At 57.6% G+C, this 24,195-nt stretch carries 30 protein-coding genes; all 30 read left to right on the top strand.

Features of this window, described 5'->3' with window-relative positions; all coding sequences use genetic code 11:
* Window positions 1–91 precede the first annotated feature (91 nt).
* The 30 genes from BG83_RS30000 to BG83_RS0126395 all read left to right on the top strand — a co-directional run bounded on the left by BG83_RS30000 (window position 92) and on the right by BG83_RS0126395 (window position 24,160).
* On the top strand, window positions 92–493 hold the full coding sequence (locus BG83_RS30000) for a hypothetical protein (RefSeq protein WP_231973491.1): 402 nt from the start codon (window positions 92–94) through the stop codon (window positions 491–493).
* A 440-nt stretch (window positions 494–933) separates the two neighbouring features.
* Window positions 934–1,143, top strand: a complete 210-nt coding sequence (locus tag BG83_RS0126250) for a hypothetical protein (protein ID WP_024979546.1) — start codon at window positions 934–936, stop codon at window positions 1,141–1,143.
* Window positions 1,144–1,232: 89 nt separating this feature from the next.
* Window positions 1,233–1,403: a hypothetical protein gene (locus BG83_RS29605; protein WP_156669043.1), complete on the top strand. Its 171-nt coding sequence runs from the start codon at window positions 1,233–1,235 to the stop codon at window positions 1,401–1,403.
* Between the two features lie 125 nt (window positions 1,404–1,528).
* Window positions 1,529–2,119: a sugar O-acetyltransferase gene (locus tag BG83_RS0126260; protein WP_024979547.1), complete on the top strand. Its 591-nt coding sequence runs from the start codon at window positions 1,529–1,531 to the stop codon at window positions 2,117–2,119.
* Window positions 2,120–2,147: 28 nt separating this feature from the next.
* Complete coding sequence (locus BG83_RS0126265; RefSeq protein ID WP_024979548.1) at window positions 2,148–2,906, top strand: ATP-grasp domain-containing protein; 759 nt, start codon at window positions 2,148–2,150, stop codon at window positions 2,904–2,906.
* 683 nt (window positions 2,907–3,589) lie between these two features.
* Entirely contained in the window at window positions 3,590–4,171 is a 582-nt protein-coding gene (locus BG83_RS0126270) for a hypothetical protein (RefSeq protein WP_231973483.1), read from the top strand.
* Between the two features lie 125 nt (window positions 4,172–4,296).
* On the top strand, window positions 4,297–4,866 hold the full coding sequence (locus tag BG83_RS0126275) for a hypothetical protein (RefSeq protein WP_024979550.1): 570 nt from the start codon (window positions 4,297–4,299) through the stop codon (window positions 4,864–4,866).
* 42 nt (window positions 4,867–4,908) lie between these two features.
* Window positions 4,909–6,117 (top strand): hypothetical protein, encoded by a 1,209-nt coding sequence (locus tag BG83_RS0126280; RefSeq protein WP_024979551.1) that lies wholly within the window; start codon window positions 4,909–4,911, stop codon window positions 6,115–6,117.
* A complete protein-coding gene (locus tag BG83_RS0126285) occupies window positions 6,114–6,530 on the top strand; it encodes a hypothetical protein (protein ID WP_024979552.1) in 417 nt (138 codons plus the stop codon). The genes BG83_RS0126280 and BG83_RS0126285 overlap by 4 nt, the downstream gene beginning before the upstream one ends.
* Window positions 6,531–6,890: 360 nt before the next feature.
* Window positions 6,891–7,544: a hypothetical protein gene (locus tag BG83_RS30005; protein WP_231973481.1), complete on the top strand. Its 654-nt coding sequence runs from the start codon at window positions 6,891–6,893 to the stop codon at window positions 7,542–7,544.
* 766 nt (window positions 7,545–8,310) lie between these two features.
* Window positions 8,311–8,805, top strand: coding sequence for a hypothetical protein (locus BG83_RS0126295; protein ID WP_024979554.1), 495 nt, complete (start codon window positions 8,311–8,313; stop codon window positions 8,803–8,805).
* Window positions 8,806–8,917: 112 nt separating this feature from the next.
* Window positions 8,918–9,874: a head GIN domain-containing protein gene (locus tag BG83_RS0126300; protein WP_027692859.1), complete on the top strand. Its 957-nt coding sequence runs from the start codon at window positions 8,918–8,920 to the stop codon at window positions 9,872–9,874.
* Window positions 9,875–10,023: 149 nt separating this feature from the next.
* Window positions 10,024–10,488 carry a hypothetical protein gene (locus BG83_RS0126305; protein WP_024979556.1) on the top strand — a complete coding sequence of 155 codons (465 nt, stop codon included), beginning with the start codon at window positions 10,024–10,026 and terminating at the stop codon, window positions 10,486–10,488.
* Between the two features lie 10 nt (window positions 10,489–10,498).
* Window positions 10,499–10,966, top strand: coding sequence for a hypothetical protein (locus BG83_RS0126310; RefSeq protein ID WP_024979557.1), 468 nt, complete (start codon window positions 10,499–10,501; stop codon window positions 10,964–10,966).
* A gap of 938 nt (window positions 10,967–11,904) precedes the next feature.
* Entirely contained in the window at window positions 11,905–12,195 is a 291-nt protein-coding gene (locus tag BG83_RS29140) for a DUF4031 domain-containing protein (RefSeq protein ID WP_231973589.1), read from the top strand.
* Between the two features lie 101 nt (window positions 12,196–12,296).
* Complete coding sequence (locus tag BG83_RS0126325) at window positions 12,297–12,797, top strand: hypothetical protein (RefSeq protein WP_024979560.1); 501 nt, start codon at window positions 12,297–12,299, stop codon at window positions 12,795–12,797.
* 200 nt (window positions 12,798–12,997) lie between these two features.
* A complete protein-coding gene (gene radA, locus BG83_RS0126330; protein WP_024979561.1) occupies window positions 12,998–14,371 on the top strand; it encodes a DNA repair protein RadA in 1,374 nt (457 codons plus the stop codon).
* 230 nt (window positions 14,372–14,601) lie between these two features.
* Window positions 14,602–15,471, top strand: coding sequence for a hypothetical protein (locus BG83_RS0126335; RefSeq protein WP_024979562.1), 870 nt, complete (start codon window positions 14,602–14,604; stop codon window positions 15,469–15,471).
* Between the two features lie 89 nt (window positions 15,472–15,560).
* Window positions 15,561–15,872, top strand: a complete 312-nt coding sequence (locus tag BG83_RS0126340) for an H-NS family nucleoid-associated regulatory protein (protein ID WP_024979563.1) — start codon at window positions 15,561–15,563, stop codon at window positions 15,870–15,872.
* Between the two features lie 399 nt (window positions 15,873–16,271).
* Entirely contained in the window at window positions 16,272–18,362 is a 2,091-nt protein-coding gene (locus tag BG83_RS0126345) for an SPFH domain-containing protein (protein WP_024979564.1), read from the top strand.
* Between the two features lie 61 nt (window positions 18,363–18,423).
* Window positions 18,424–18,729: a hypothetical protein gene (locus BG83_RS0126350; RefSeq protein WP_024979565.1), complete on the top strand. Its 306-nt coding sequence runs from the start codon at window positions 18,424–18,426 to the stop codon at window positions 18,727–18,729.
* 18 nt (window positions 18,730–18,747) lie between these two features.
* Window positions 18,748–19,035, top strand: a complete 288-nt coding sequence (locus tag BG83_RS0126355) for a hypothetical protein (protein WP_024979566.1) — start codon at window positions 18,748–18,750, stop codon at window positions 19,033–19,035.
* Window positions 19,036–19,124: 89 nt separating this feature from the next.
* Entirely contained in the window at window positions 19,125–19,352 is a 228-nt protein-coding gene (locus tag BG83_RS0126360) for a hypothetical protein (RefSeq protein WP_024979567.1), read from the top strand.
* A 180-nt stretch (window positions 19,353–19,532) separates the two neighbouring features.
* The gene (locus BG83_RS0126365; protein WP_231973479.1) at window positions 19,533–19,862 is read left to right on the top strand and encodes a hypothetical protein; all 330 of its coding nucleotides are present in this window, start codon (window positions 19,533–19,535) and stop codon (window positions 19,860–19,862) included.
* A gap of 553 nt (window positions 19,863–20,415) precedes the next feature.
* Window positions 20,416–21,192 carry a hypothetical protein gene (locus tag BG83_RS29145; protein WP_080693754.1) on the top strand — a complete coding sequence of 259 codons (777 nt, stop codon included), beginning with the start codon at window positions 20,416–20,418 and terminating at the stop codon, window positions 21,190–21,192.
* Between the two features lie 388 nt (window positions 21,193–21,580).
* Window positions 21,581–21,952: a hypothetical protein gene (locus tag BG83_RS0126375; RefSeq protein WP_024979570.1), complete on the top strand. Its 372-nt coding sequence runs from the start codon at window positions 21,581–21,583 to the stop codon at window positions 21,950–21,952.
* Between the two features lie 165 nt (window positions 21,953–22,117).
* Entirely contained in the window at window positions 22,118–22,606 is a 489-nt protein-coding gene (locus BG83_RS0126380) for a hypothetical protein (protein ID WP_024979571.1), read from the top strand.
* Window positions 22,603–23,100, top strand: a complete 498-nt coding sequence (locus BG83_RS0126385) for a hypothetical protein (protein ID WP_024979572.1) — start codon at window positions 22,603–22,605, stop codon at window positions 23,098–23,100. Before BG83_RS0126380 ends, BG83_RS0126385 begins: the two co-directional genes overlap by 4 nt.
* A 290-nt stretch (window positions 23,101–23,390) precedes the next feature.
* Window positions 23,391–23,711, top strand: coding sequence for a DUF1294 domain-containing protein (locus tag BG83_RS28200; protein WP_025584864.1), 321 nt, complete (start codon window positions 23,391–23,393; stop codon window positions 23,709–23,711).
* 254 nt (window positions 23,712–23,965) lie between these two features.
* A complete protein-coding gene (locus BG83_RS0126395; protein WP_024979574.1) occupies window positions 23,966–24,160 on the top strand; it encodes a hypothetical protein in 195 nt (64 codons plus the stop codon).
* The last annotated feature ends 35 nt before the right edge of the window (window positions 24,161–24,195 follow it).

Genomic DNA, 24,195 nt, shown 5'->3' on the forward strand with positions numbered 1-24,195 from the left:
CGGCGCTTCCGATCGCCGACAAATCGTGCGCGTCCACTTCTGAGCCAGCCAGTTGGCGCGCAGCCATGGATACCAATCTAATTCACGAACCATGATTAAGAAAAGCGCACTTCATCTGACCGCAGTTCTCTTTTGCGCAATCGGCGCATCGCATGCTTTCGCACAAGGCCAAGCAGTAATCGACAACGCAGTCCCAGCGAACGTGTCGCAGGCTCGAGCAGTGGCCGCACAAATGCAACCCGGTTCGGGGCCGTCCGGATCGCTGGAAGCAGCGCAAGACGCAGCAAGGACATTCATGAGCCTTACGACGGGTGTGCCAAGCGACAAGCTCACGTCGACCCTTCAATCCGCCGAAGCCGATAAGGCCATCGTTATCGTAAGGGCTGCTTCGGCCAACAAGTATGCTCAATCCTGTCGCTACTCGCTCGTCAAAAAGCCGGCTCTCAACGAATTCGGTTGGGAAATTACAAGTACGGCCTGCTCCAAAGGCTGACAGGCAAGGTTCTAGAACTACAGCATGCGAGATTTCCTTCAAAAATGCCTCATCTTCGGCGGGATCGCTCTGGCGTTTTGGCTGCTAACTTTTAGCAGGCCTGGTTCGAAAGAGAGTCGTGCTGATCGCGCTCGCAGGCAATCGGACGAAGCGGAACGGCGGCGCAACGATGCTGCGGACGCCGAGCATGCAGCTCAGAATAATCGGCACGACCACCATCGATAGGGAAGAATAGTGAGCGCAACTGCATGGGCCATTCTCAAGCAGGATCTGCGGACCTGACAAGCCGCATCTTGCGGGGGCTGTCAGGCAGTTGCCGTCATCCAAGACATGAGATGGGTCCGCGCGTGGCAGGGGGGACTGGCGTGGTGGGATGCGGACGACATCAGGCCTCTTGTCCAGTCCCTGTTCGACATGGGGTTTGCTTGGAGTGAATTGAAATGAAGAGCGTATTACTGCCATTGCTGATCTCCTGGGTTTTCTTCGGCATTGCCCAGGCACTCTCACTGCCGACCCGAGGCAGCGGCCCCTCGGATTGGACCGGATTCGGGACGGAGCCTTTTCTGTTCGCCTGTGAGCACAAGTTTGCTTTTGTTGGGGTACTGGTTGTGGCGCTGATCGTGTTGATCGCGAAGATGCGACGGGCATAACCCCACATGAGGCGGGCGTCCACGACGGACCGCCGTTATGAATGAGGCTCGCTCTACGTTTAAGCGAATCCAACCAACGACATACCTCGATGATCAGAATTCACTACCTGTTCATGCATGCAATGGCTCGCATTGCGGCTCCAATCATGCGGAAGACTGGCTATCGCTTCCCCAAAGAGTGGCGGGGAAACAAGCTGATCAACCATGTTGAGGCGAACATGTTGGCCGACGGTGTGAAGCCCGATCACGTGCGCTTCTAAGCCGCTAGGCGGGCGGCGCCACAAGACAACTCCAAGCCGTTGCCTCCTGAGCGATTTCTGCCGCCGCGGCTACAATCGGCCACCCCTAGACAGGGCACCACAACTCCATAGAAAGGCGCCGAACGATGTTTACCTTCATGCGTTACCTTTGGCTGCTGGCACGCGGCACTAGCGCGCCAGGCGCGGCGTTGCACTTCTTCAACCACTCAGCTGCATCCAAGAACAAGAAGGGCCGCGTGCTCAAGAGAGCCTTCCCGGGTTTGCACAAGAAATGCACGGTCTGGGCACCGCTGCACGTTGAACGACCAGATCTGCTATCCATTGGACCGGAAGCGTTCTTAAACGTTGCTGTCACCATTGCGAACGGGGCCATGGTGTCCATCGGAGAGCGCACGTTTGTCGGCCCTGGCGTCAAGTTCTGCACGACATACCACCACGTCGATCCCGACGATCGCGCACGCGACCCCTCCGCAATGGCCAAGCCTATCGTTGTGGGTAGGAACGTCTGGATCGGTGCGGGCGCCATCCTTATGCCAGGCGTCCGTATCGAGGACGATGCCGTAATCGCGGCAGGAAGCGTCGTCACGCGCGACGTCGAATCGAGAACCGTCGTCGCTGGCTGCCCGGCGGTAGTCAAGAAGTCTTTCAAAAAGGCGGAGCCAATCCCCGCCGGTTCCGTATCGGAATCGAAGATGAAAAGTGCCGCAGGGGCTTAGCCGGAGAGCAAATCAAAGGTGGTGAGCAATGCAGGTGAGTGAACCAAAAGGGCTGCTGGTTCAAGTAAAGGGTGATGGAACCCTAGACCGGGAAGAACAGCTGATGGCCGATCTAGCTATGAAGCATGGGCTTCCGGTGGAGCGGGCCTCTACCGGGCAGGTTGAGCGCTGCCGAGTTAGATTAGGCGAAGGGTATGTCGCTGTAGGATCGGTACGCTTTGTCAAGTATGCGCTGCGGCAGCTCGGTGTGGACTTACCCAACCATACGCCTTACCCATCATGCCTGGAGCACATGCTGCATCGCCAAGTGAGGCGACTTTCCACGCTTCGCGACGCCTTGAATATTGTGGCGTCGGGCAGAAGCCTATTCATCAAGCCCGCAGACGGATGGAAGCGTTTTACTGGATTCGTCGCTGAATTTGTCGACGACCCTCGGTTCAATGGCCAGTCGAAAGCCAGACCGGTCTGGATTTCCGACCCGGTCCACTTCGTCAGCGAATGGCGCGTTTATGTCGCCGACGGTGAGCTGTTGGAGATGAGGTTTGCGGATCGTGGTGGGGACAGAGGGGTCAATCCGGAAGTGGTCGTGGTCGGCGAAGCCATCAACATCCTGACGGAGGGCGGGCACGCGCCGGCCGGGTACGTGATCGATTTTGGCGTCCTGGACACGGGCAAAACGGCCCTCATCGAGATGAATGACGGATTCTCGTTTGGAGCCTACGACGGCGTGTCACCAGAAACTTATTGGAAAGTTGTTGTCCGCCGCTGGCAGGAACTTACGACCTGACTATGGGCTATGTTCACTTCTCACCGAACAGGGCGGTGCAGGGCGGTTACTTCTTGGTGTAACCGTGGCTGTTTCCCAAGTGGATTTCCTGGTGAGAAATCTTCCGGACTCGGTCTCGCACCACACCCATGGTGAGTTTGCGCGTTGGATACAGCGGGTAGAAATACGGCTCCACGTTGATAGTGTGTCTACAGGTTCGTTCCCCTCATGCCGATATGGATGGTGGGCTGGACCGCCCGACAATTCTATCGACGCCATGAAACGAGTTCATCTGCCAGCACTTGCCGCCCTGTATCTCTGTTCCGGTCTCGCGTATGCGGGGGGAGCCGAAGGACAAGAGGCTCCTTCCAAAGACAGCCGGAATGTGACCGTCGTCACTCTCTACAGTGAGTCGACTCCCGCTCCGGGCTCCCTTGCCCAAGACCGCGAACCACGGCGGCCTCCGATTCAGATTGTCGACGGTGGCGTAAAGAGCGCGGGGCCTTCGTGCTGGACGTTGAGTGATTCAGGTCAGATCACAACTGTCGAGGGTGAGTGCTACATCCTTCGCTCGGCCGCCGCAGGTGAAAAGCCACCCGCAAAGTAGAGGTTAGAGCGGCACCTACTTGGGCCGCGCGTTCGGGCCTGCCGCCGGCTGAACAATGGCCGGCGCCCCCCATTCGAAATTCAAGGGAAAGATGCCCATGATCAGCCACCAAGCCATTCGGGTTTTGTCTGTGGTCACGTTCAGCGCGGCACTTGCTGCGTGCGTCGGCAAGCAGGAAAACTGGCCACCGGCAACTGAGTTCAACCAGAAACTGACAGACGCAGTCCGCCCACTTTCGAGTCTGTCGGCCGATGTTGAGCAACTTCAATGCTGGGCTGAAAAGCCGCTAGTCCTCCAGGATCGCGTCCTCTGCAACGCCAGTTTGAGGGGGCAGGCGCCCAAAGACGTTGGGCGAAAAGTCATTGGCTGGAATATCCCCATCGGCGGCCCTGCCTCCAATCCTTTTGACCGGCTGGGCGAGCAGGAACCTCGCAACCTGTACTCCTATCAGTTCGATCTTCCATTGTTGGCCGGTACCGGATTCCTCTTCAAGGCCAAGAATAATCCTCAAGGTCTGGCGATCGAAGTGGCCGCCAACCAGGATCGAGTCTCTTTCGATGCTGCCCAGGATTTTATCGTCGCCGTGCTTCCTGTCGTGTCGAGCGAACTTTCGAGGCAACTCAAAGAAGCTCGGGCCGCTGCGCCAGATTCAATTCGGGCGACGTGGACGAGCAAGTAGGGGACGGTGCCGCAAAGGCACGTAGTGACGCAACGATCGGAAGCTGCCCGCCATTCCCGCATTCGATTAGGATTGTCAGCGACGTTCCCGCGAAATGGGGGATCTGGCAAGGTAGGGAAGCTGATATGCGCGAAACAGGAAACGGGACCGGATCGAAAGAGCAGCACTCCTTTCAATCGGTGCTCCGTGAAAGAATCATTGAGCATGTCTTCGTGGGCGAGGCCCTTCGGAGACTTTGGCAGCTCGGTGTCGCTGAGGTCGAAGTGCTCCGTTCCGAGTTCGACGCCGGCGGATATGACGTGGTGTTCAGCTACAAAGACGTTGTTCGCCACGTTCAGTTGAAGTCCGCGATCGAGGGCGGCAAGACAAATGAGGTTAGCGTCAGTCTGAAGCTTGCAGAGAAGCCCTCGGGATGCGTCCTTTGGATCATTGTGGACGATCAACTGGACTTTCGCGGGTACCGATGGTTTGGTGGGCAGCCTGGACAGGCTCTGCCTGACATTGGTGGCAAAAGGCAGGCTCGGCAGACCAGAGCAAACAAGGACGGAGTGAAGGCGGACCGCTCAGGACATAGAATCTTGCGCCGCGGAGATTTTGAGCGGCTTGCGTCCCTCGACGCCGTTCTCCAGCGCCTCTTCGGTGAGCTGCTGCCGCCCTTTGGAACGTCGGCAGTCGGTGCACACGACGATCGATAAGTTGATTGCTGGTGCGGCGCCCAAGGCGCCTAAGTATGCAGGATGAGCGAGACCCAACCCGAACGCGTCACAAATTCGAAGCCTTACGGCCGCTTTATTGTCGCCAAGACCTTGTGGGACACCCTGAGGCACCGCGGCCCGGTTGAACTTTTCCGGCTCATCTACGTGATGTTGCGGTACCGTCTACGATCCACTTACGACGACAACACACGGACGCTGGTCATTGCCTTCCACGGCATGCTCGGTGTAGCAGGGGTGGCCCTTTTGGCACTCGTATTCGGAATGGATGGAGGTACCACGGCGACGTCAATCGCCGCCCGGCTTGGGGGAGCGATCACCGGGTTTGCGCTCCTCTTTGTGGCCGCAACATGGTTCCTCATGCCCGCGTTTCAACGATCTGTCCTGCTGGGCGAGGTCGTTGCATCGGTCTGCTACGGGTTCCTTTGCGTCGCGCTGTGCTGGTTTGGGTGGCGGCATGCCGTGGACCTCGCTGCGCGCGATCCACGATCGCTCACAACCTTCATTCTTTTGTCGGTCGTGGTGATGGTGGCGTTTGGACATCCCCTCTCGCTTTTTGCTCGTTTCCTGGTTATGCGGGCGACAGCAAACCACTATGCTTTCGAGACGCCGTACCACCAGATACTTGCCGTTCGGCCACGAACTGGCGGTTTCCGTCAGACCGCTGTCCACGAGGCCGGCCATGCGCTGATGTACGCCCTCGGAGCGAGAATCCCGGAGGACGCCTCGGCGTTCATCGATACCGACACGCTTTCTCCCTCGGTCGGCCAAGTCTCATTCCCGGGAGGAAGGAACGGTGACTTCTCCTATGACTTGCTCGAGTGGAAGTTGTTTACCTGCCTAGCGGGTTTAGTGGCAGAGAAGATCGACTCAGGAACGCACGGGTTCGGCGCCGGCGGCGATATGCGCGTATGGCAGGACTTGGCAATTCCTTACTTGCTCTTGCGTACGGACATCACTTTCTTCGAGGAACCCAAGAGCGACCTTGAGATGGAATCCAACAAGCGCGAGCTCGTTACCCTGAAAAAGCAAATGCTGGTCGCGGTCACCCGCTTCCTGCGCGTCAACTGGGCCGCCGTAATGAGGATAGCCGACAGGCTGGAAGAGGCGGAATATCTTGATTTCGAGCAGCTCGCGCACCTACTAAAGGGAGTGAAGCGGACAGCAGGCTTGCCAACAGCAGTATGGCCAGTCGAACTTGGGGGCATCGAACTGCAAGCGGGAGAGCAATGAAACGTCAAAGGCTTGGGAGATTGACTGCTGTGGTGATCGGATTGCTAGTCTCATTCGCTAGTGCTCACGGCAAAGAAGCACGGGAGTTGATCTGTTCCGGCCATGTCGAATACGGGGAAGTGTCCTTTGCTGATCGGTTTTTCCTGAGAATCGAGGATGGGTCCATTGAGATCAAGGGACGCCCCGGAAGCACCTACACCTTTGATGGCGTTGCGTACGGGGTGTGCTCGGAAAGCCGAGACGAAATCGAATTCGAATACGGTGTTGAGAAGATCTGCGGGTCTGGAAAGCCATCGCGCATCGGCGCGCTGCAAAAGGTCACGGGCGACCTGAAGCTTAGAAGGTTCGACATGGGGAAGCGGTTCGATGGGAATTACACGTGCAGGCCCGCCGGGCGAGTTGTAGGCCCCTGATTCGCTATGATTCCGACTAGCGACGTTCTTCGCCTCCTACAGCCCGCATTCGAGCCCTGTGTCGGCTTCCGGGAGGGAGCCTGCGCTCAAAACAGCTGGGATCCACATGCCGGGCACGTACCTCGAGGATTCTGCGGGGCAACCGCCGGAGCCAACGAGATCCGGCTGGTTCTGGTCTGCGCTGAGCCAGGCGACCCCCATCCATCGGAGAACCATGCAAGTGATGGTACGCCGGCGGGAAGACTGGATTCTGTCGTTCGCTATGCATGGGAATGCGTCCGAAATGGCAACGACCGATTTCACCGGAATCTGCGAACGATTCTCGACCTGTGCTGGCCGGGCGCCGACTTCGAGACGCAGATGCGCTGGACCTGGATTACCGATTCGGTGCTGTGTTCTGCGAAGAAGGAGGGCGGACGAATTCCAGTAAAGGTTGAGCGCGCGTGTGCGAATCGATTCCTGGTTCCGCAGATCAGTCTCTTTACAGGGGCCATTGTCGCGGCGCTCGGAAAAAAGGCGGAGCGCCGGATTAGGCAAGCAGGTATTACGGACTTCGTCGCGGTTGGGACTGCGGCCCCGCCAGGGTGTAACCAGGCGGGAGTGTCGGAATCGTGGCATCACTTGGCGGGTATCGTTCGCATGAGGTTCCCGACCCAAGGCAACACTGCAGAACGAAAAAACATGGACCAAATGATCATGCTCCGGCCGACGAAGGAGTTCGAGGCCTTTGCTCAAGCGGCAGTTTTGGCGCAGACCGAGTCTTCGCATCCAGAACCAATTGACGTGTTTGTGCGAAGTTTGTGGCACGCAGCAGAACTCGACTGGTTTCAACAAACTGGCAAGTACCAGAAGCTTCGTGATGCAGGTGGCGTGCCGAGCGATGAAGCGTCTCTCTACGCGGCACTGATTCGGGTTTGCCGATCGCTGATCGACGCCGCTCCGACCGCCTCTCACTCGTACGACGAGTATTACAGACTGGTTGCTGAAATGGCGCCATCCCAAGCCGTTCGCTAGCCGAGGCACACCGGCCTCTCAATGCGCCGCGAGTATGACCTCCACACGGATGGCATTGAGACAATCGTGAGCGCAGCCTCAGGCTCAGTATCAGATCGCGCGACGCTGGCGCGACGGTCTCTACGCTTTTTGAGGCGACGACACTCACGAAAACGTGCCCCAGCGTCTTGCCCAACCAACCGTCAATATCGCGCGACCTACGCAGAAATGGGTTCGCTTTCCTGTCTACTGGATGACGGGATGCAGGGTGGGAGATGGACTGTGTTGTCAGCAAGGACTGCCACCAGGGTCATTTGCTACGCCAAGCATAGGAAAGCGCGCCCAGATCCGTGTCCAGTATGTCTGCACACGTTGGTGCAGGGGACAGCGCTGGATCCGCAGAAACGGGTACGGTCTGGCCTCGTAGTCGATCCAGCGTCAGTCTGAAGTGCGTCAAGTCCGCTACCCCGGGGCGAATGTTTGCCCACCGCCGGCTGGCCACACATTCGATTCCTATCAAGAACAAACAATGCTGTATTTTTCGGCTGCCCTGCCGTTACAGAGGAGTTGAAGGTGAGCCTTGTCTGCCCCCCCTCCAATCGAAGGGGGCGACACTCCCATGCGAAGACGGTACAGGCTAGATTTGGCTCGAAATCGCTCTAGCATGAGCTCTTGGTGACATCATGATTCACTGGCACCGAAGAAATCGCCTCGCGGGAATAATCGCGCCGCACGGGGTGCCGTCAGACGCTCGACGAACTCCAATCAAGAACCCGAACGACCAACCATGTCTTCATTCAACAGAATCCTTCAAGAAGTTCGCGAAGCTGATGCTCACGAGCAAACCAGAAAGACCATTCAGGCCGCGCTCACATCGTCTGAACTGGAATCACGCGTACTAGCTGCGCAGGCACATTTCCAGAACATCGGCATCCACAGTTTCTTGAGCCAGGAAGCCGAAGCAATGCGCGCGGAGAGCTTCTGGTGCCGATCCTCTGCTGAGGGCGTCGCTGGACGCGCGAGCGCGTCGATCACTTTCGTCCCGTGTGCGGGTGAGAAATTGAACGACGATCCGGTGTTTGGCCCATTGAACGAGTACACCCTGATCATCCAGGCGTTCGCCGGAGGCGATGTGGACTGCCGCTTCTGCAGCAGAGCAGGCACTGAGTACTTTGCTCGCGACCTTCCGCTGAACCAACTCGCTCTTCCGCTGGTACAGGAGTGGTACGAACGTTTTGTCCGGCTTGCTTTCGAGAAACGAAAGCAGGCAGATAGCAAGTAGGAACTCGGCCGTAAGGTACCTCTCCCCTCAAGTGCAGAGATTTGGGGTTCCAGGGCGGAATGCAGACTCGCCGCCTTCGCAGGTAGAACTTAAAATGGGACAAGCATCCAATATGAAGCAACGAAGCCTGAAAACATACTTCGCCGTTGCGATGGTGGTCGCGTTGTTTGGCTGCAGCAAGAGCGGCGAGCCAGACAATGTGACTGTGTCCGCTTCCAATGGCGGTACCGCAATTGCCGTCAACAATGGAACTATCGTGACCGGAACTGGTTCATCGACAAGCGGCCCGACTACAGCAGTCGCGACAACCGATGCCGACGAGATCGTTCAGTCATCTACTGGGGCGGGCTCTGCAAATGTTGTCGTCACTGGAGGAACCACAAGCATGATCGTTTCCGGAAACGGAAATGCCGTTGTCCAGTCGTCGAGTGGTCGCAACTCATCGAACGTCGTCATTGTGAATGGCCAGGCCCTCACAGATGGGAAAGTGCTTAAAGCGGCCGGCCCGGACGGCACCGATGTCCGAAAGGTTGAATTGTTCGATTCTTTGGAGCTGGCTGTCCCGGCGGACGCGACATATTCACCAGGGGCAGTCCCGAGCATCACGATTTCAGGGCCGCAGAACATCTTGCCACTCATCGAAACGAAGGTTCGAGGCGGGAAGCTGACGATTGGGATTGAAGGTGCTGTATCGATGCGAAAACCGCTCAAAGTCCAAGTGGTCGCACCAGACCTGCGTGCCGTGCGAATCGTAGGCAGCGGCGCGATGAAATTGGACGACTTCCAAGGTAAATCACTCGATCTGAATATCTTGGGTTCAGGGACAGTTGTCGCCGCCGGCAAGGCGAACTCGGTGAGTGTCACCGTTTCGGGATCGGGCGATGTGGATGTACGGGCATTGCAGGCCAAGGACTTCAGCGGCGTCATTTCGGGTAGTGGCAATGTGCGGGCATACGCTTCGGATGCCGCCCGGGTGACGATGTCCGGTTCAGGTGATATCCGCGTTGCGGGCAATCCCATGCGGAGGTCAGTGGAGCGATCTGGCTCCGGGCAGGTGGAATTCGACTGATTGTTGAGTTTGGGTGCCTGCTACGAGAGGTGATGGTGTAGGAGCAAAAAGGGGCTAGAAATAGCAATCGGCTCCGGAATGATGTGGTGGACATCTGCGCATTGCGCGCAGCCACCCGTTCCGATAGCCCCCTAGGAGGTCCCAGCACCATGCCGCTTGCAGAGTTTGAAACAGCAATTCTCAAAGTGCTCGACGGCCCTGGTGGCTATACGACTGGGCAGGTCGCCGAACGAATCGACTACCAGTTTGGCCACAACAGGCGCGTACATAGCGCTGCAGTTCGAACTCTGCTCTTGGGGTTGGAGAGGCAGGGGGTGATCAAGCGCTTGGACGATCAGAAGCCCGACTGCTGGGTTAAGGCGGTCCCGGCCGGTTCAGACTCCGCTTCGACTTCGCGCACGGTCAAACTGTCGGTCGGAGAAGAAGCATTCATGCAATCAGTGCTTAAGGAAGCTGGGCCGGCTTCTGCCGGATCGAGCGTATCGTACGACCACATGGAAGGGCGAGCGGTATCCGGCCTGGCAAAGAAGGGTTTGGTTGTGCGCCACGTCGGGGAGGTTGAACTGACCGCGCTAGGTGCGACGTGGCTGCGCCAGGCCGCAAAGAACGGGTAACGAGGACACGATGAAAGCCATCTCCATCTGGCAGCCACACGCGTCGCTCTTGATGCTTGGTCTTAAGCCCTTCGAAACGCGCGGGTGGCCGATTCCGCGATCCATCCTTGGGACTCGCGTTGCCATCCACGCGGCTAAAGCGGATGGCGACCTGAGAGAGATCGAGAAGTACTTGTTGGGACGGCAAGCAGGATCGGAAGCGGACGAGAGCATTGAGGCTTACGTGCGCGCAGTTTCCGGCTGCGGATTCGCGACACTGGCCGATCTACCGAGGGGGTGCATCCTCGGCACAGTGGTTTTGTCTGAGTGCGTGCCGACCCAGGCCGCCGAGAACCACAAGAACTTCGGGGACTTCAGCCCGGGCCGATTCGCATGGCGAGCCTCTGACCCGGTCCTGTTGCCGACCCCAGCTCCGTTCAGAGGAATGCAAGGTTTCTTCGACGTGCCATCGGCGCTTCTTGACCCCACCGCTCCCTGAGCTGGCAGAGATTCCCGTGATGGAACAGATTGAACCGGCCCGAACGGAAGCATATGAGGCTGGTCGCATTGCTGCCAAGGCCGCATTGGATGCGGGCACGCTACCGATCTTGCCCCGAGATGAGTCCGCCCTCTGTGAGCCAGAGCGCTCTTATGCGTTGGGGTGGAATTCCGTATGGGCAAGTGATGAGAATGCACGGCGATGGAGCAAGTTTATTCCGCCTGATCTAAACCGGATCGCGCCAGCGTTGGCCGGTGGACCTGCGCGGTCCGGGTCGGGGCCAGAATCTGCGAAGGCATGTAACGAAACCTCACCTGAATAGACGCATTCAGCTTGTACCCTCACACAATGACGCCTAAGACCAGCTATGCAACTGTCATCACCAATTGACGCCGTGGCCAGTGCGGTGCATCACGCGGCTCTTGCTGCCTTCCCCGACATCCACTATCGAACCCGCGACTATGAGGCAATGAAGAACTGGACGTCTCAGGAGAGCTACGATGCCGTGAAGGCAAACGTAGCGCCCGAGAAAGCAGCGGTTCGAAGGCCTGATGTTCGGCAATGCGAGATATACGCAATGTTTGCGCAAACGTGGAGTTCTACTGCTCTCGGCTTTGGGGGCCTCGGTGGACAGGCTATGACGCCGGCCTATACCGTAGTTGTATCAGGGCCAAGCGGGCATTGGGCGGTCTACTGGGCGGGGCGATTCGCGTACCTCATCGACCCGCACAAGCAGACCGACAAGCAGAGAGAAGCATTTCTCGATGATTTACAGAGGCGGTTCACAGCAGAGAGGCGCGAGGCATCCGATCGATACGGGGCGTGTTCTGAGCTGCCGTTGGAGATCTAAGCGAAGGAGTTCCAAAGGCTGGCGATGAATATCGTGCGGTCAGCCGTTCGAATACGATATCTGTAGGGATGAGAAGGTGACTATCTACGTGGACCCGCTTAGGCACTGGGGATGGATTCTAAGGGGCCACCAGGTCAAATCATGCCACTTGTTTACCGAAAGCCTGGATCTTTCTGAGTTGCACGCTTTTGCGGCACTGCTTGGAATGAAGCGTGCCTGGTTTCAACATCCGCCCGTAGCACCTCACTACGATCTGACCGAGCGCCGACGGCTCCACGCTGTATCGTTGGGAGCAGTAGAAGTTGGGCGCCGCGAGGCCGGGCTAATTTGGCAAGCTCGGCGCGCCATGCTCGTAAGCGTCAAGAGTGAACAGACGTGACGCTGGAAGCACCATAGGCTCCGGTACCGAGAAAGTTGCGTCACTCGATTCGTCTGGATATCTCGCTCGATTGCAAACGATCGAGTGGCCAGACGAAAGCTATGGCCGATGCACTCTCTTTCCCTCTAGAAACGGCTGTCGTCGTCTGGCCCAATCACTATACCGACGCACCTCAGGCATTGCTCCTTTCGATGCAAGAGCACCCGGTGTCTTGCATTTCGAGGGATCGAGATTTGCAATTCGGTGTCGGACAGCGCCGCCCCGCAGGCTTCATCGGCTCGGGTGAGCAGACTCCATTCAAGATGCGGCTGGGGCCGGCCGGCGAGAGCGGACAACCTTTCGCAGGGACTTTTGCTATATTACTTCCCATGAAGAAGCTAAATTCCATTCGAATTGGGCGAGCAATCGCAGGCTTGCTGGAAGCGGGTCGGTCCCGCGCCACTATCGACGAAGTCGGAAGGGCAGCGTCTATTCGCCATCTTGACCGCATTCTGGATCGGCGCAAAGCATCGTCTACCGCGGCGCCTATTCACTCCAGAAGCAAGGGGTTTGAAGACTTCCAACTTGCCGAGTTCAAGGGCGCGTCGTCCGACGCAGCTTAAGCGCCGCCATTCAGGTCGCGGATGCCCTGCGCTCCCTACTGGAACGTGGGCGCTTCAAATCTCAGTCCGTCTTGCAAGCCATCTCTGGAAACATCGACGAGGCTTGAATCCGGGTTGCTATCTGCAACCATTGCTTCTCGTTCTATGAACCAGGTGATCCATCGACTTGACAGTGGGTCACGCTCTGGCGGGAGGCAGCCGTGGCCAAGGCGAAAACAATCTTCAGTTGCACCGAGTGTGGCGCGTCGGCGCCGAAGTGGCAGGGGCAGTGCCCTGGATGCAACGCCTGGAATACCCTTGTAGAGTCTGTCGCGGAGACCGGAGCGCATCGCTTCAAGTCACTTGCCAAAAGCGCGCCGGTCCGCAAGTTAGCTGATATCGACGCGGCAGATGTACCTCGCTTCTCGAGTGGAATTGGCGAGTTCGATCGAGTGCTAGGTGGCGGGCTCGTCGCCGGCGGCGTCGTACTAATCGGCGGTGATCCAGGGATCGGCAAGTCAACTTTACTGCTGCAATCGCTTGGCCAGATGGCCAGTCAGCGCAAGGTTCTCTACGTCAGCGGAGAAGAATCGGACTCACAGATTGCCTTGCGAGCGCAGCGTCTTTCGCTGCTCGAATCGGACTCGCGTGCGCGCGACCTGGAGCTTCTTGCAGAAATCGAACTTGAACGCATTCAGGCGACGATAGAGGCAGGAAAGCCAGAAGTTGCCGTGATCGATTCCATACAGACGATCTATTCACAGGCCCTTACGTCCGCACCGGGATCGGTAGCCCAAGTAAGGGAGTGCGCAGCTCAACTCACTCGAATCGCCAAGTCTTCCGGCACCACCATCATCATGGTGGGCCATGTGACAAAAGAAGGAAGTCTGGCCGGACCGCGGGTACTCGAACACATCGTGGATACGGTGCTGTACTTCGAGGGCGACACACATTCGTCGTACAGACTCGTGCGTGCGTTCAAGAACCGCTTTGGTGCAGTGAACGAGCTGGGCGTGTTTGCCATGACCGAGCGAGGGCTTCGCAGCGTTTCCAATCCTTCGGCCTTGTTCCTTTCACAGCATGATCAGCAGGTGCCAGGCTCATGCGTCATGGTCACGCAAGAAGGTAGCCGACCGCTGCTTGTTGAAGTTCAGGCGCTCGTGGATGCCACCCATGCCCCTAACCCCCGTCGCCTCGCAGTGGGGCTCGAGCAGAATCGGCTCGCCATGCTGCTGGCCGTCCTGCATCGCCATGCCGGTGTCGCCTGTTTCGACCAGGATGTGTTCCTGAACGCTGTAGGGGGCGTGAAGATCACGGAACCCGCGTCAGATCTGGCGGTTTTGCTGTCAATCCACTCGTCGATGCGAAACAAACCACTTCCAAAGGGGCTTATTGCATTCGGTGAGGTGGGTCTGGCTGGCGAGATTCGTCCGTCTCCACGCGGACAGGATCGTCTTAGGGAGGCAGCGAAACTAGGATTCTCAACCGCAATGATCTGCCGCGCGAATGCACCAAAGCAGCCCATTGATGGACTGGATGTCATTACCGTGGATCGGATTGAAGAGGCTATCGAGAGGGTCCGAGCACTGGACTAACTGTCCAGCGGGAGGATTATCGGTTGCCACCCTACTTGGGAGGGGATGGCTGCCTTCTGATTATTGAAAGCCTTCTGGTTTGCGAATACCCCCCTAAAAAGGGGCGTCCTAGGGGCAGGGAACAGGGTTGACATGGTGTATAGTCCGCTTACTTCCTGCTGGGAACTTAATAATTTTCTGACACCGTGGTGCTGGGCGGCCACATAAGGGTCAAAATACAAAGAAACGCGATGCCAGAGTTTGCAAACGATGCTGTGGAGAACGCACAAGTTCTCGTGAATCTCATTCGAGAACGGGGTCCTATTCGGGTTGCAAAGGAAATCTTGGCGGTCGCAGATCAAGTTGTTAAGGCGAATGCTTCAGACCAGGCGCTATTCCAAATTGACCACTTGGCCCGCGTAGCTCGCACTGTCACATCTGAGGCTGTCCGAGAGGAGATTGGCCGTTTGCAAGCTGAATCGGAAAAGCTGTCCGATCGGGTCTCTGCAGTTCGGACTGCTCGCGAACAGGTGCAAAGCGCAGCTGTTGCAATTCTTGAACCCCTGTCCGCTCTAGAAGAATTGATCGAGCCCGGCTTCTGGGACGCACGTGCGGGGTTAGGCAAGCCGACGATCGCTGCGCTCGATTCTGCTGCGTCGAGGTTCGACCTTGCCAAGCTTCGAGCGGCCGCAACTTCTTTTCTTGACTGGGATCCGTCGACCATCAAATACGTGTCCAAAGACATGAGCCGTGAGGTTGAGAGCTACCAAGCGCTTTTTACGGGGTTCGTGGATGGGGGCGAGTATGACAAGCAGTTCCAAATGGTTGCGAAGCTCGGTCACCTGCATCGTCTTATCCGCTTACAGGATCGCAAGATTGAGTTGAACAACGCTGTTACGAAGCTCCAAAAGAAACTGGGCGAGCTGTCAAAAGCCTCAGAAGAGTTGGGAAAGCTCGAGAGCCATGTCGATAGGTGGTGGGGTAGCTTCTCTGCAGGGATTATGGGGCGTTTGCCAGATGGCGAAATGGCCAGAGCCCTTGCCCCTTTGGTGGGGCCGATCAAGGCTCTTGATCCAGTGTGGCTATCCAGAGTTTCCCAGCAACCCATTGAAGGGCGGTGACAGGCCACCCTGTTGCAATTTGACCCGTGGAAACGTGCCTACACGGGGTTATCTGATTTCGGCGCAACGACAAACAACTATCACACGCTATGACTAGCACTCAGCCCCGCTACAAGGACATCATCAAACAGATCGAGGAGCTGCAGAAGCAAGCAGACATGCTCAAGGCCGAAGAACGGTCAAAAGTACTGAAGGAGGTCCGAGAGCAGATCGCCGTATTCGAGTTCACGGCTGGAGAGCTCGGTTTGAAGGGCAAAGCTTCGCTCGCTGGCAAGAAGGTGCCCATCCGCTACAAGGACGACAGCGGCAATACCTGGTCCGGCCGCGGACATCGGCCCGGGTGGCTGAATGCGGCCATTAAAAGCGGCCGCAAGCTGGAGGACTTCCTGATTGCTGTTTGAGGTGGCTGGCCAACTCCGCCGACGCAACAGCTTTCGAGGGCGCAGCGCGGATGTGACGCGCAGGAACTGCTGGAGTCGGGCCGCCGGCTCACCAGCGTGGCGATTAGCGAGCCGTCGATCTAGCCAATCGACATTCGGGTAAGAACCGAACGCCCTCGCCAACACACATAACAAGCAAATGTTCGAAAGGGCTGGGGTCGTCGTAGACGTGCTCAACGGCAGCGTAAATGGCTTCCGGGCGGCACACACCAAACAAGAAGGATCGAATCCGCCAAAGGTGGTGTGCTCAGCACCCCTGACGTTGATCGACATCGCCGACACGTCCGACGCTTGAGGCTTGTGCCTCGTGCGGCAACGCGACTCCACTCAAATCACGTTCACTACAAGGGGCTCTCCATCTTGGACTTCATTCTCGATCATGTCTGGCAAATCGTCGGCGCCGTCGCGATTCTCGGCATCTTGGCTGCCTATCGCCAGGTGTTGTGGCTCGTCGGTGTCATCATTGTCCCCGACGATAGCGTCGGTGTCGTCACGAAGAAGTTCGTCCTGCTTGGCTCGCATCGAAGTTTGCCGGATGGACGGATTCTTGCACTCAACGGAGAGGCAGGCTACCAGGCTGATACGCTCGCGCCGGGTCTGCATTTGGCCTTGTGGCCCTGGCAATACGCTGTCGAACTGGTCAAGTTCGTTGAGGTTCCGGTGGGTAGCATAGGGGTCGTAGAGGCCTGTGATGGTCAACCGCTCCCGAGTGGCCGCATCCTGGCAAAACGTGTGGATTGCGACATGTACCAAGACGCTCGCATGTTTCTGCAGAACGGCGGTCAACGCGGTCCTCAGCTCGACGTGATCCCACCAGGGACGTACCGTATTAACCCGCTTCTGTTCAAGATCACGCTTGCCCAGATGACGTCGGTGCCGCAGGGGAAGATCGGCGTAGTTGAGGCTCACGATGGTTCTCCGCTACAGGCGGGTCGTGTTATTGCCAAGCAAGTGTCCTGCGACTCGTACCAGGACGGTGCGGCGTTTCTCGAGAACGGTGGTGAACGTGGCGCCCAAAGCGGCATCATTACGGCAGGCTCTTATCGGGTGAACCCCATCTTGTTTTCCATTGAAGTTACTTCGGTGGTTGATATTCCGGACAACAAGGTTGGCATCGTAACGACTCGCGAGGGCCAGCCACTGCAGCGAGCAGAGATCGCTGGCCCTGAAGTGCCCGACCACAACATGTTCCAGAACCCTGAAGCGTTCATTAGGAATGGCGGCTGCAAGGGGATGCAAGAGCAGGTCCTACTTCCAGGCCGTTATTTCATCAACCCGCGCTTTGCAACCGTCGAGACGGTCGACATGACAGAGGTCCCCATTGCGCATGTCGGTGTCGTGATTTCATACGTAGGTAAGGACGGCAAAGACGTCACCGGTGAGGAGTTCAAGCACGCGAACTTGGTCTCGAGAGGTGAGAAGGGCGTATGGATTGAACCGCTCGATCCAGGCAAATATCCGATCAACCCGTACACCCACAATATAAAGAACGTTCCAACTGCCAATGTGGTCCTCAACTGGGCCAACGGCAAGTCGGAAGCACACGAGCTGGACGCCAATCTGTCCACGATCACTGTGCGGTCTGCTGACGGATTCAAGTTCAATCTCGATGTCAGCCAGATCATCCACATCCCACGAAACGATGCGCCGAAGGTGATTGCCCGTTTTGGCGATATGGCAGCGCTCGTGACGCAGGTCCTTGAGCCGACTATCGGCAACTACTTCCGCAACAGCGCACAAGACTCGGACATCATCGACTTCTTGCGGGAGCGTTCAAAGCGGCAGAATGAAGCGCGCGGGGCGATCGGCGCAGCGTTGAGTGAGTACAACGTCGGTGCCGTTGACACGCTGATCGGGGACATCGTTCCCCCTGAGCAGTTGATGAAAACTTTGACGGATCGAAAGCTCGCTGAGCAGGAGCGAGTGACATACGAGACACAGAAGGGTGCTCAGGCTGTGCGGCAGGAACTTGAGCAAGCGACTGCTCTCGCGAACACGCAGGCAAATGTCGTCGATGCCGAGCGCCAGGTTTCCATCTCAGAATTCAATGCACAGGCTGCTGTGAAGCGCGCAGAAGGCGAGGCCAAGGCCAAGACGATCAATGCCGAAGCGGATGCGAAGGTCGTTCAGACCGTCGGTGAAGCGGAGGCGAAAAAGGTCGAAGCAATCGGGATGGCCGAGGCCGCTGTGATCAAGCAGAAGATTGATTCGATGCAAAGCGACAACTACGCCGTGGTCCAGGTGGCCGAGGCACTTGCGAGTGCCGGCGTCAAGCTGGTTCCCGATGTGGTTGCAAACGGCAGCGGTGGGGCCAGCGGGGGAACGCTGGTCGATATCCTCCTTGCCGGTGTGATTCGCGACGGTCTGCACCGGGGGACTCCCACAGCCCTGCCCGTTGACCATACCAGTGCAGGCGCCTTGCCAGCCCCAAATGGAGCAAGCGCTTCGTGAGCCGCTAATGCATTGGTCGCCACGTGAGCTATCGCCAAGTCGTCAGGGTTGAGGGGGAAATATGGAATCGGAAGACATCGCCTACCTGCAACAGCAACGGCAAGAGTTGATTGAAGAAGCGAAGAGTCAGAAGCAGACAGCCTTCTTCCTTGCGCAGCTCCGGGGCGAAACGCCTGTGTACCTCTTGAACGGTGAGGAGGTAAGCAAGGAAGCATTCATCTTGCATTCGGGGATGGAACAGATGCTGCCAGATGCTTCGACCGTGCGGTGTTCAAAGTGCGGGCGCATTGAGTCGCCGGCGCGCTGGCGACAAGTGTGTAGCTTCGCCGTGCCTGGAGGTGGCATGTGTGATGGCATCTTTCATTGATGAGAGACTAGATCCGAAATGATCAAAGTTGGCATAAACATCCTGATCGTCATCGCAATGGCCGTCGGTCTTGTTGCTACCTTGGAGCGGTTGTATCTGGTCAACGGCAGCAGTTATCCGAGCTTTCTCGCGGAAGACACCGGCAACCTCGATGAAGTGGGGCTCGCCAGGCTGCGGGCCACTTCGTGCAAGGATGAGTCGGTTGAGATCTACAAGAAGGACGATGTGTGGGTTCTGCGTTGCGGGTTTGCTTACTACCAAGGGCACACCTACATCAGCCACACCGATCCAATGGGGGTCCAATGACTCGCGAATCAGGATTCCCGGGAGATGAGAAATTGACTGGATGCGATCGCGCACCCCGCAACCGGCCGGTAGCCGAAGGACAAGATGCAATGAGTAATTCGTCCCAAGACGTTGTGGCGCACCTGCTGCCAGCTGTGGTAGCCGTTGTGGTGTTTGTGGGCGTGGTTCTGGGTGTCCCTTACCTGATGGTGGAGACTGGCTTTGCTTCGTGGTTGGTCTCGACTTCGCGAGCGCACCCCATCATCGTCGGCGTTGCACTTGTCGTCACGGGCATTCCGCTCTTTATCTGCGCGGGAAGAATGTTCGGTAGGAAGTAATTGGAACGCAGGCTTGGATCGCCGGCGGAGCGCCCGTTCGGTCGGCTTTTGCGCGCGCCGTCGAGATAAGGCAGGCGTTCTGCCACCGCAAGAGAACGGCTAACCTTCCGGCAGTGCAATCATAAGGATTTATGAATGAAGAGCAGAGTCTATTTCTTGAACGCGCGAGAGCGGAGATTCATGATTCGCATCACGTCGACCAATGAAGGCTACACGGCCCGTGTGATGGAAGAGGTTTCGGGAGGCCAAGTCGTTCCCGTAGCACTGAACCTGCCGCCACGGTCGGAGATTGATCCGGCCGAGTTCTATCGAAATCGTGCAAAGTATCGAAGCGAGCTAGTACTTCAGGTCAATGAAGAGCTTCTCGTTTGGCGCGTGACAAGCCTGACTCCGGAGCAGGCGAGCGAGGACAATGACGCCTATATTCGGGCGAATCTGGCCGGTTGGAAAGGCGGCTATCCGCTTGAATCCAAGGACGACATGGACGACTGGAACATTCGCGAGCTCTGAATTGGAGCCATGCAGGGTTTGCGGGATTACGGGGGGCGCAGGCTTTTACGTCGGAAAGCCTGTTCGCCGTCCCCTCCTTTTGTAGGGGTGGAATAGCTTCCTGTTAGGAATTTCTTCGAGTATAGTGGTGCCGTTGTACTCGGTAGCTGGGCCGATCCTAATCCAGCCAAAGCGATCTTCCACAGTCGCGAATCACTTACCCTTGAGGTTCAAGGGACCGCACGCTCCAAGCTGAGCGTACACACTGCTTGTATTGGGACACTACGGTCGCTATCGGCCGTTTTGGACGCCTTCGGAAGTTTGCGACGTCGACTTATCGATACGAAGCTGCTGCCCGGCGCGCCGCAACCGTCCCGCACTCACTCCAGTCGAAATACGCTTTGCCGCCTCGAATCGAGGTCAGCGCAGGTGCGTTTTCGCGTTGCATCAAATCTATTGCGCGTTTGCGCAGGTGAATCCATGGCCTCTTCCCGGCCCCCATACCCCATTTCCTAGCGCTTGGCACGCACCCGTATGACGGGTCGGCTGCCTGGCGTTCTACCAGGAGTCGAAATTGCAAGCATCCACTCAATCTACTGTTGTTCCCTCTTTCCAGGGTTTCCTTGGCAGCCGGCCCGCTGCCGTCTATCTGGCATCGAACTCTGCTGCTGAAGATGCCGGCTCCGCCCAAATGCCTCGTATCAACGTTGGCGATCGAATTGAAGGGCGGTGCGTAGTCCTCGGCGTCACCTACCGTGGCGTTGTAGAGCAGATCATTTTCAGCGAGTACTTCCCTCGGTACCGCATCAAGTCGATTCGGCGAGTTGGTCCCCAGCTGTCGGGGCGCTTGCCGAAAGAGGCAGTGGTGTTTCCGACCGCGAAGCTGCTCGACTCGAGCGTTGTTGCACTCGCAGAAGAAGCATTCCGCAATCGTGCTGGGATGTGGAAGGCGATGACGGTGCAAGCTGCGCACAACGGTTACCGCATTGGTCCTTCCGGCGTTGGAGTTGCTGATGCACACGAGTGGATCGGAATGCTGCCGGCGACGGTGTTGGCCGCAGCGGTTGCGAACGCTGAATCGGCGTCGTTCAAGCTGGATGCTGCAGGTCCCGTCTTGACGTTCGAGCCGACGGGGAAAGGTATGTTGTCCGCGAACTGGGGTGGCTACGCGTGCCGCATGTCGCTCGAATCTGGTGCCGGCGGCTCCAGACCCGGTTGGACTTGGAGTATCTGGGCCGGCCCGCTTCGGACCTTTATTGCTGGCGGCTCGACACCGAGCCCGGAGGAATCCGCGCATCAAGTTTGCCAGCGCCTTCGTGCATTCGGTGCTTACTCCGCATTGGCCGCTTGAACAGCTTCGGCTGTAGCGCGTTCGCACGTGTTTCAATGTACCTGGGCCCGCGCATGGAGGACGCGGGCCTTTCCATTCATGGGGCGGTAGCTGTATTTGAAGCGCTTCGCCTTTCAGTGCGCGGTTAGGTGCCGGCGATATCCCTTGATCCCAGGCGAAAACGTGATGTCGCCAAGGTGTAAGCCCAGAGAGATATGCCCGAGTGTGAAGAAAAATCCCTTCGCCTAGAGTGCGCGCCACCTAGTGCGTGTAGTAACATCAGTTCAGTTTCAACGGTAGCTGGACCGCGCCCCAGCCAAGCGGCTTTTGTCGCTAACTAATAACCCTTGCGGGGCTTGTCTCCCGCGTTAGGGGACCTGCTTCGCGATACTTCAATCAGGAGCAGGTAATGAGCACAACTAAAGTTTCCGACGCAGTTGCTATCGAGATCCGGATTCCGGCCGAGATGAGCGAGTTCGCTTCGGATTCGTTTTACAGTCCGCGCATGCGGGTGGCCCGGGTCGAACAGGCACTCAAGGCATGGGGTGTCGCAAACGAGACCTCATCCGACGTACCGAACTCTCCGGAAGGAGCTGAGCACGCGGTTCTGTGCTTGCTCGCCGACTTGCGTCACTACTGCGATGCAAAAGGGCTCGCCTTCGCCCCGATCGATCGACTGGCTTATCAGGAGTACCTCTCGGTGCTTGTGGAATCGCGCCAGTCGAGCATCGCCGGCGACTCCCAGGAAGCCGGCGGCGTGCAGATTGAGCGCGCGCACTAGGACTTGGGAATAGAGGTCCTTGTCAGCTGTCGACGGCTTCATCTGAGTGGCGCCGCGATATTGGCCAACACCGGTTGCTATACAGGCAGCGTCACATCCAACCCAAGGGGGGCAATCACTCCCTTGGGGCGTGTTTGCTTCTCAATTTCCATTTAGGAGCAAAACATGGCATCTACAACCACCACGCGGTTCCGCACGGCTCAATGGGACCGTGCCCGGGTCGCTCATCTGCGCGTAGCCTCCGACTTTGCGCGGCATCTTCGTCAGATCGCTAGCCCCGTGCAGATTTGCTATCAGCAGCTCATGCAGGCATACAAGGGTGAGCCGGTCGGCATCGAGTGCCGTTCAATTCATCGCGAGGCCTGGGGCTTCGTTGCTCCGGAGATGTCTGGCACTGAACCTTGGCGCATCCAGCGGTTCGACGAGGACGGATTTGTCGGGCATACGTGCCACAACTCACTCCAAGATGCCGTGGAATCCCTGCTGGATGAGGGATTCAGGGTGCCCGATCCTGGCGCGCTCGACAGAATCGGTGCATCGGAGAGATGGGCGCGTGGAGTTCGCCTGGCGGCAGTTCGCCAGAAGTTCCAGGAGGGCTTGATCACGTATCAGCAGATGCTCGAAGAGGCGCTGGCGTTCCAGGAGGTCGCATGAATCGATGCCCCGCTGCACTGGCTTCAGGCTGTCAAGTTTCGCCGGCGGAAGCTCCCCTCGTTTGCAGCGAGGACGATTTCGTCTGCCAGTCGGACGGCCCGGATCCTTGGCTCAACCAACGTTTTGAAGACTACATCCGCGATATCGATGTCCAATTCGACGCGAGTGAGGTGGAGGTCTCGATCAGGAGCCCCGAGTATGGCTTCGTTGCATCGTCTGATAGTGCTCTGCTTCTGCACCGCTCCGCCACATCGAGCGGATGGAGCGGTGCCTCGGTCGTTGGTTACTACAACACGCCGGGCGCTGTTTGCATTGCAGACGAGTATCAAGGTCAAGGACTCGGCGCGGAGTTGATTCTGTGGACATCCATCAACTTCACGGCAGGGCCACCTACGGCGGGCCTCGATGAACAGTGTTTCAGCGAGGCCGGATATGCGGCGCATCTTGCCGCATGGCGGCTTGGAATTGAGCGCGGACTCATCGTTGATGGGTAGCATTCAAACAACTGAGCGCCACATGGATCGCGAGGGCTGACACGGAAAAACTGATCCGAAAGCAGTCGCTAGTTCAGAAGCCCGTCTCTCCGATGCGAGACGGGCTTTCTGCTTTTCTGGCCAGTGTATTCTGTAGCGCCAACTGGCTATCTTCGTAGCGACGAAGTTTCTGGGCTCGAGGGTGCGTATTCGCTGGTTCGTGGGCCGTGGGATACCGCGGGAGAAAGAGCAACATCATGGACTCACCTCAACAACAGTCGTTTCGACTGCTCGAGAATTCGAGCCGCCTCATGAAGATCGTCGCGATCGCTTCAAGTGTCGTTGTCGTCCTCACGCCGATATTTCCTTCATCTTTCCGCCTGCCATTCCTTCTGATCAACTCGGTGGCGTTCGTGATGTTCGCAGTCGACAAGATCCTTGCAAGAACCCGGCAACGCCGGATTCCTGAGGCGTACCTCCACATCATTACATTGGCCGGTGGGTTTGTCGGCAGCCAGATCGGACGCTCGCTTGCTCGTCACAAGACAAAGAAGTGGTCGTTCGACGTCGTCTTCGCGACAGCCTGGGTCTTCTGGATGATGGCCTTCGCGGTGTTCATGGGCATTTGCTGAGCCGATCCGGTTGGCTGTGAGTGTGCTTGACCGAGAGTGCATTGGCCGCGGGTCCACAGATCGTTCAATCATTCGCAACAGGGGAGGGCGAAAGTCCTGCTCGCACAGCTGGTCAGCATCCAATCGACATACCTCGAGATTCGCAGTAAAAAGCCCCCTTGCATGGAACTCCTTTCTCGGTTGCTCGAGGATTGCCGCATGGTGAGAATTGCAGCTCTTGCCAAAGCAACGAGGCGCCGACCTATGGAGAGTGAATGCCGGTTCCGCAGTATTGGATTGATGCAGTGAAGCACGAGACAGCTGTCGATCTTTTGAAAGAGGCGCTGGGGAAGCTCAACGACAAGCCGTGGGAGGATCCCACGCTGCTGCACGCTCGTATTTGCGAATATCTTGGCCAGCCGGTGAAGTATGCTGACGCCGTCGTCCTGGTCCGAACCGGCAAGATCTAGCTCGCCTCGGCCGCGCTGTTCAATCCCATCCTCGA

Source organism: Ralstonia pickettii (assembly GCF_000607165.1).
In the GTDB taxonomy this organism is placed as follows: domain Bacteria; phylum Pseudomonadota; class Gammaproteobacteria; order Burkholderiales; family Burkholderiaceae; genus Ralstonia; species Ralstonia holmesii.

Bases quoted from the DNA above. Each gene is read 5' to 3' on its own strand.
- BG83_RS0126355 (WP_024979566.1), top strand. From the start codon at position 18,748: ATGATCAAAGTTGGCATAAACATCCTGATCGTCATCGCAATGGCCGTC.
- BG83_RS0126265 (WP_024979548.1), top strand. From the start codon at position 2,148: ATGCAGGTGAGTGAACCAAAAGGGCTGCTGGTTCAAGTAAAGGGTGAT.
- BG83_RS0126275 (WP_024979550.1), top strand. From the start codon at position 4,297: ATGCGCGAAACAGGAAACGGGACCGGATCGAAAGAGCAGCACTCCTTT.
- BG83_RS30005 (WP_231973481.1), top strand. From the start codon at position 6,891: ATGCGCTGGACCTGGATTACCGATTCGGTGCTGTGTTCTGCGAAGAAG.
- BG83_RS0126325 (WP_024979560.1), top strand. From the start codon at position 12,297: ATGGCCGATGCACTCTCTTTCCCTCTAGAAACGGCTGTCGTCGTCTGG.
- BG83_RS0126350 (WP_024979565.1), top strand. From the start codon at position 18,424: ATGGAATCGGAAGACATCGCCTACCTGCAACAGCAACGGCAAGAGTTG.
- BG83_RS0126340 (WP_024979563.1), top strand. From the start codon at position 15,561: ATGACTAGCACTCAGCCCCGCTACAAGGACATCATCAAACAGATCGAG.
- BG83_RS0126305 (WP_024979556.1), top strand. From the start codon at position 10,024: ATGCCGCTTGCAGAGTTTGAAACAGCAATTCTCAAAGTGCTCGACGGC.
- BG83_RS0126385 (WP_024979572.1), top strand. From the start codon at position 22,603: ATGAATCGATGCCCCGCTGCACTGGCTTCAGGCTGTCAAGTTTCGCCG.
- BG83_RS0126375 (WP_024979570.1), top strand. From the start codon at position 21,581: ATGAGCACAACTAAAGTTTCCGACGCAGTTGCTATCGAGATCCGGATT.
- BG83_RS0126285 (WP_024979552.1), top strand. From the start codon at position 6,114: ATGAAACGTCAAAGGCTTGGGAGATTGACTGCTGTGGTGATCGGATTG.
- BG83_RS0126360 (WP_024979567.1), top strand. From the start codon at position 19,125: ATGAGTAATTCGTCCCAAGACGTTGTGGCGCACCTGCTGCCAGCTGTG.
- BG83_RS0126270 (WP_231973483.1), top strand. From the start codon at position 3,590: ATGATCAGCCACCAAGCCATTCGGGTTTTGTCTGTGGTCACGTTCAGC.
- BG83_RS0126395 (WP_024979574.1), top strand. From the start codon at position 23,966: ATGCCGGTTCCGCAGTATTGGATTGATGCAGTGAAGCACGAGACAGCT.
- BG83_RS29605 (WP_156669043.1), top strand. From the start codon at position 1,233: ATGATCAGAATTCACTACCTGTTCATGCATGCAATGGCTCGCATTGCG.
- BG83_RS30000 (WP_231973491.1), top strand. From the start codon at position 92: ATGATTAAGAAAAGCGCACTTCATCTGACCGCAGTTCTCTTTTGCGCA.
- BG83_RS0126260 (WP_024979547.1), top strand. From the start codon at position 1,529: ATGTTTACCTTCATGCGTTACCTTTGGCTGCTGGCACGCGGCACTAGC.
- BG83_RS0126365 (WP_231973479.1), top strand. From the start codon at position 19,533: ATGATTCGCATCACGTCGACCAATGAAGGCTACACGGCCCGTGTGATG.
- BG83_RS0126280 (WP_024979551.1), top strand. From the start codon at position 4,909: ATGAGCGAGACCCAACCCGAACGCGTCACAAATTCGAAGCCTTACGGC.
- BG83_RS28200 (WP_025584864.1), top strand. From the start codon at position 23,391: ATGAAGATCGTCGCGATCGCTTCAAGTGTCGTTGTCGTCCTCACGCCG.
- BG83_RS0126250 (WP_024979546.1), top strand. From the start codon at position 934: ATGAAGAGCGTATTACTGCCATTGCTGATCTCCTGGGTTTTCTTCGGC.
- BG83_RS0126310 (WP_024979557.1), top strand. From the start codon at position 10,499: ATGAAAGCCATCTCCATCTGGCAGCCACACGCGTCGCTCTTGATGCTT.
- BG83_RS0126335 (WP_024979562.1), top strand. From the start codon at position 14,602: ATGCCAGAGTTTGCAAACGATGCTGTGGAGAACGCACAAGTTCTCGTG.
- BG83_RS0126300 (WP_027692859.1), top strand. From the start codon at position 8,918: ATGAAGCAACGAAGCCTGAAAACATACTTCGCCGTTGCGATGGTGGTC.
- BG83_RS0126380 (WP_024979571.1), top strand. From the start codon at position 22,118: ATGGCATCTACAACCACCACGCGGTTCCGCACGGCTCAATGGGACCGT.
- BG83_RS0126295 (WP_024979554.1), top strand. From the start codon at position 8,311: ATGTCTTCATTCAACAGAATCCTTCAAGAAGTTCGCGAAGCTGATGCT.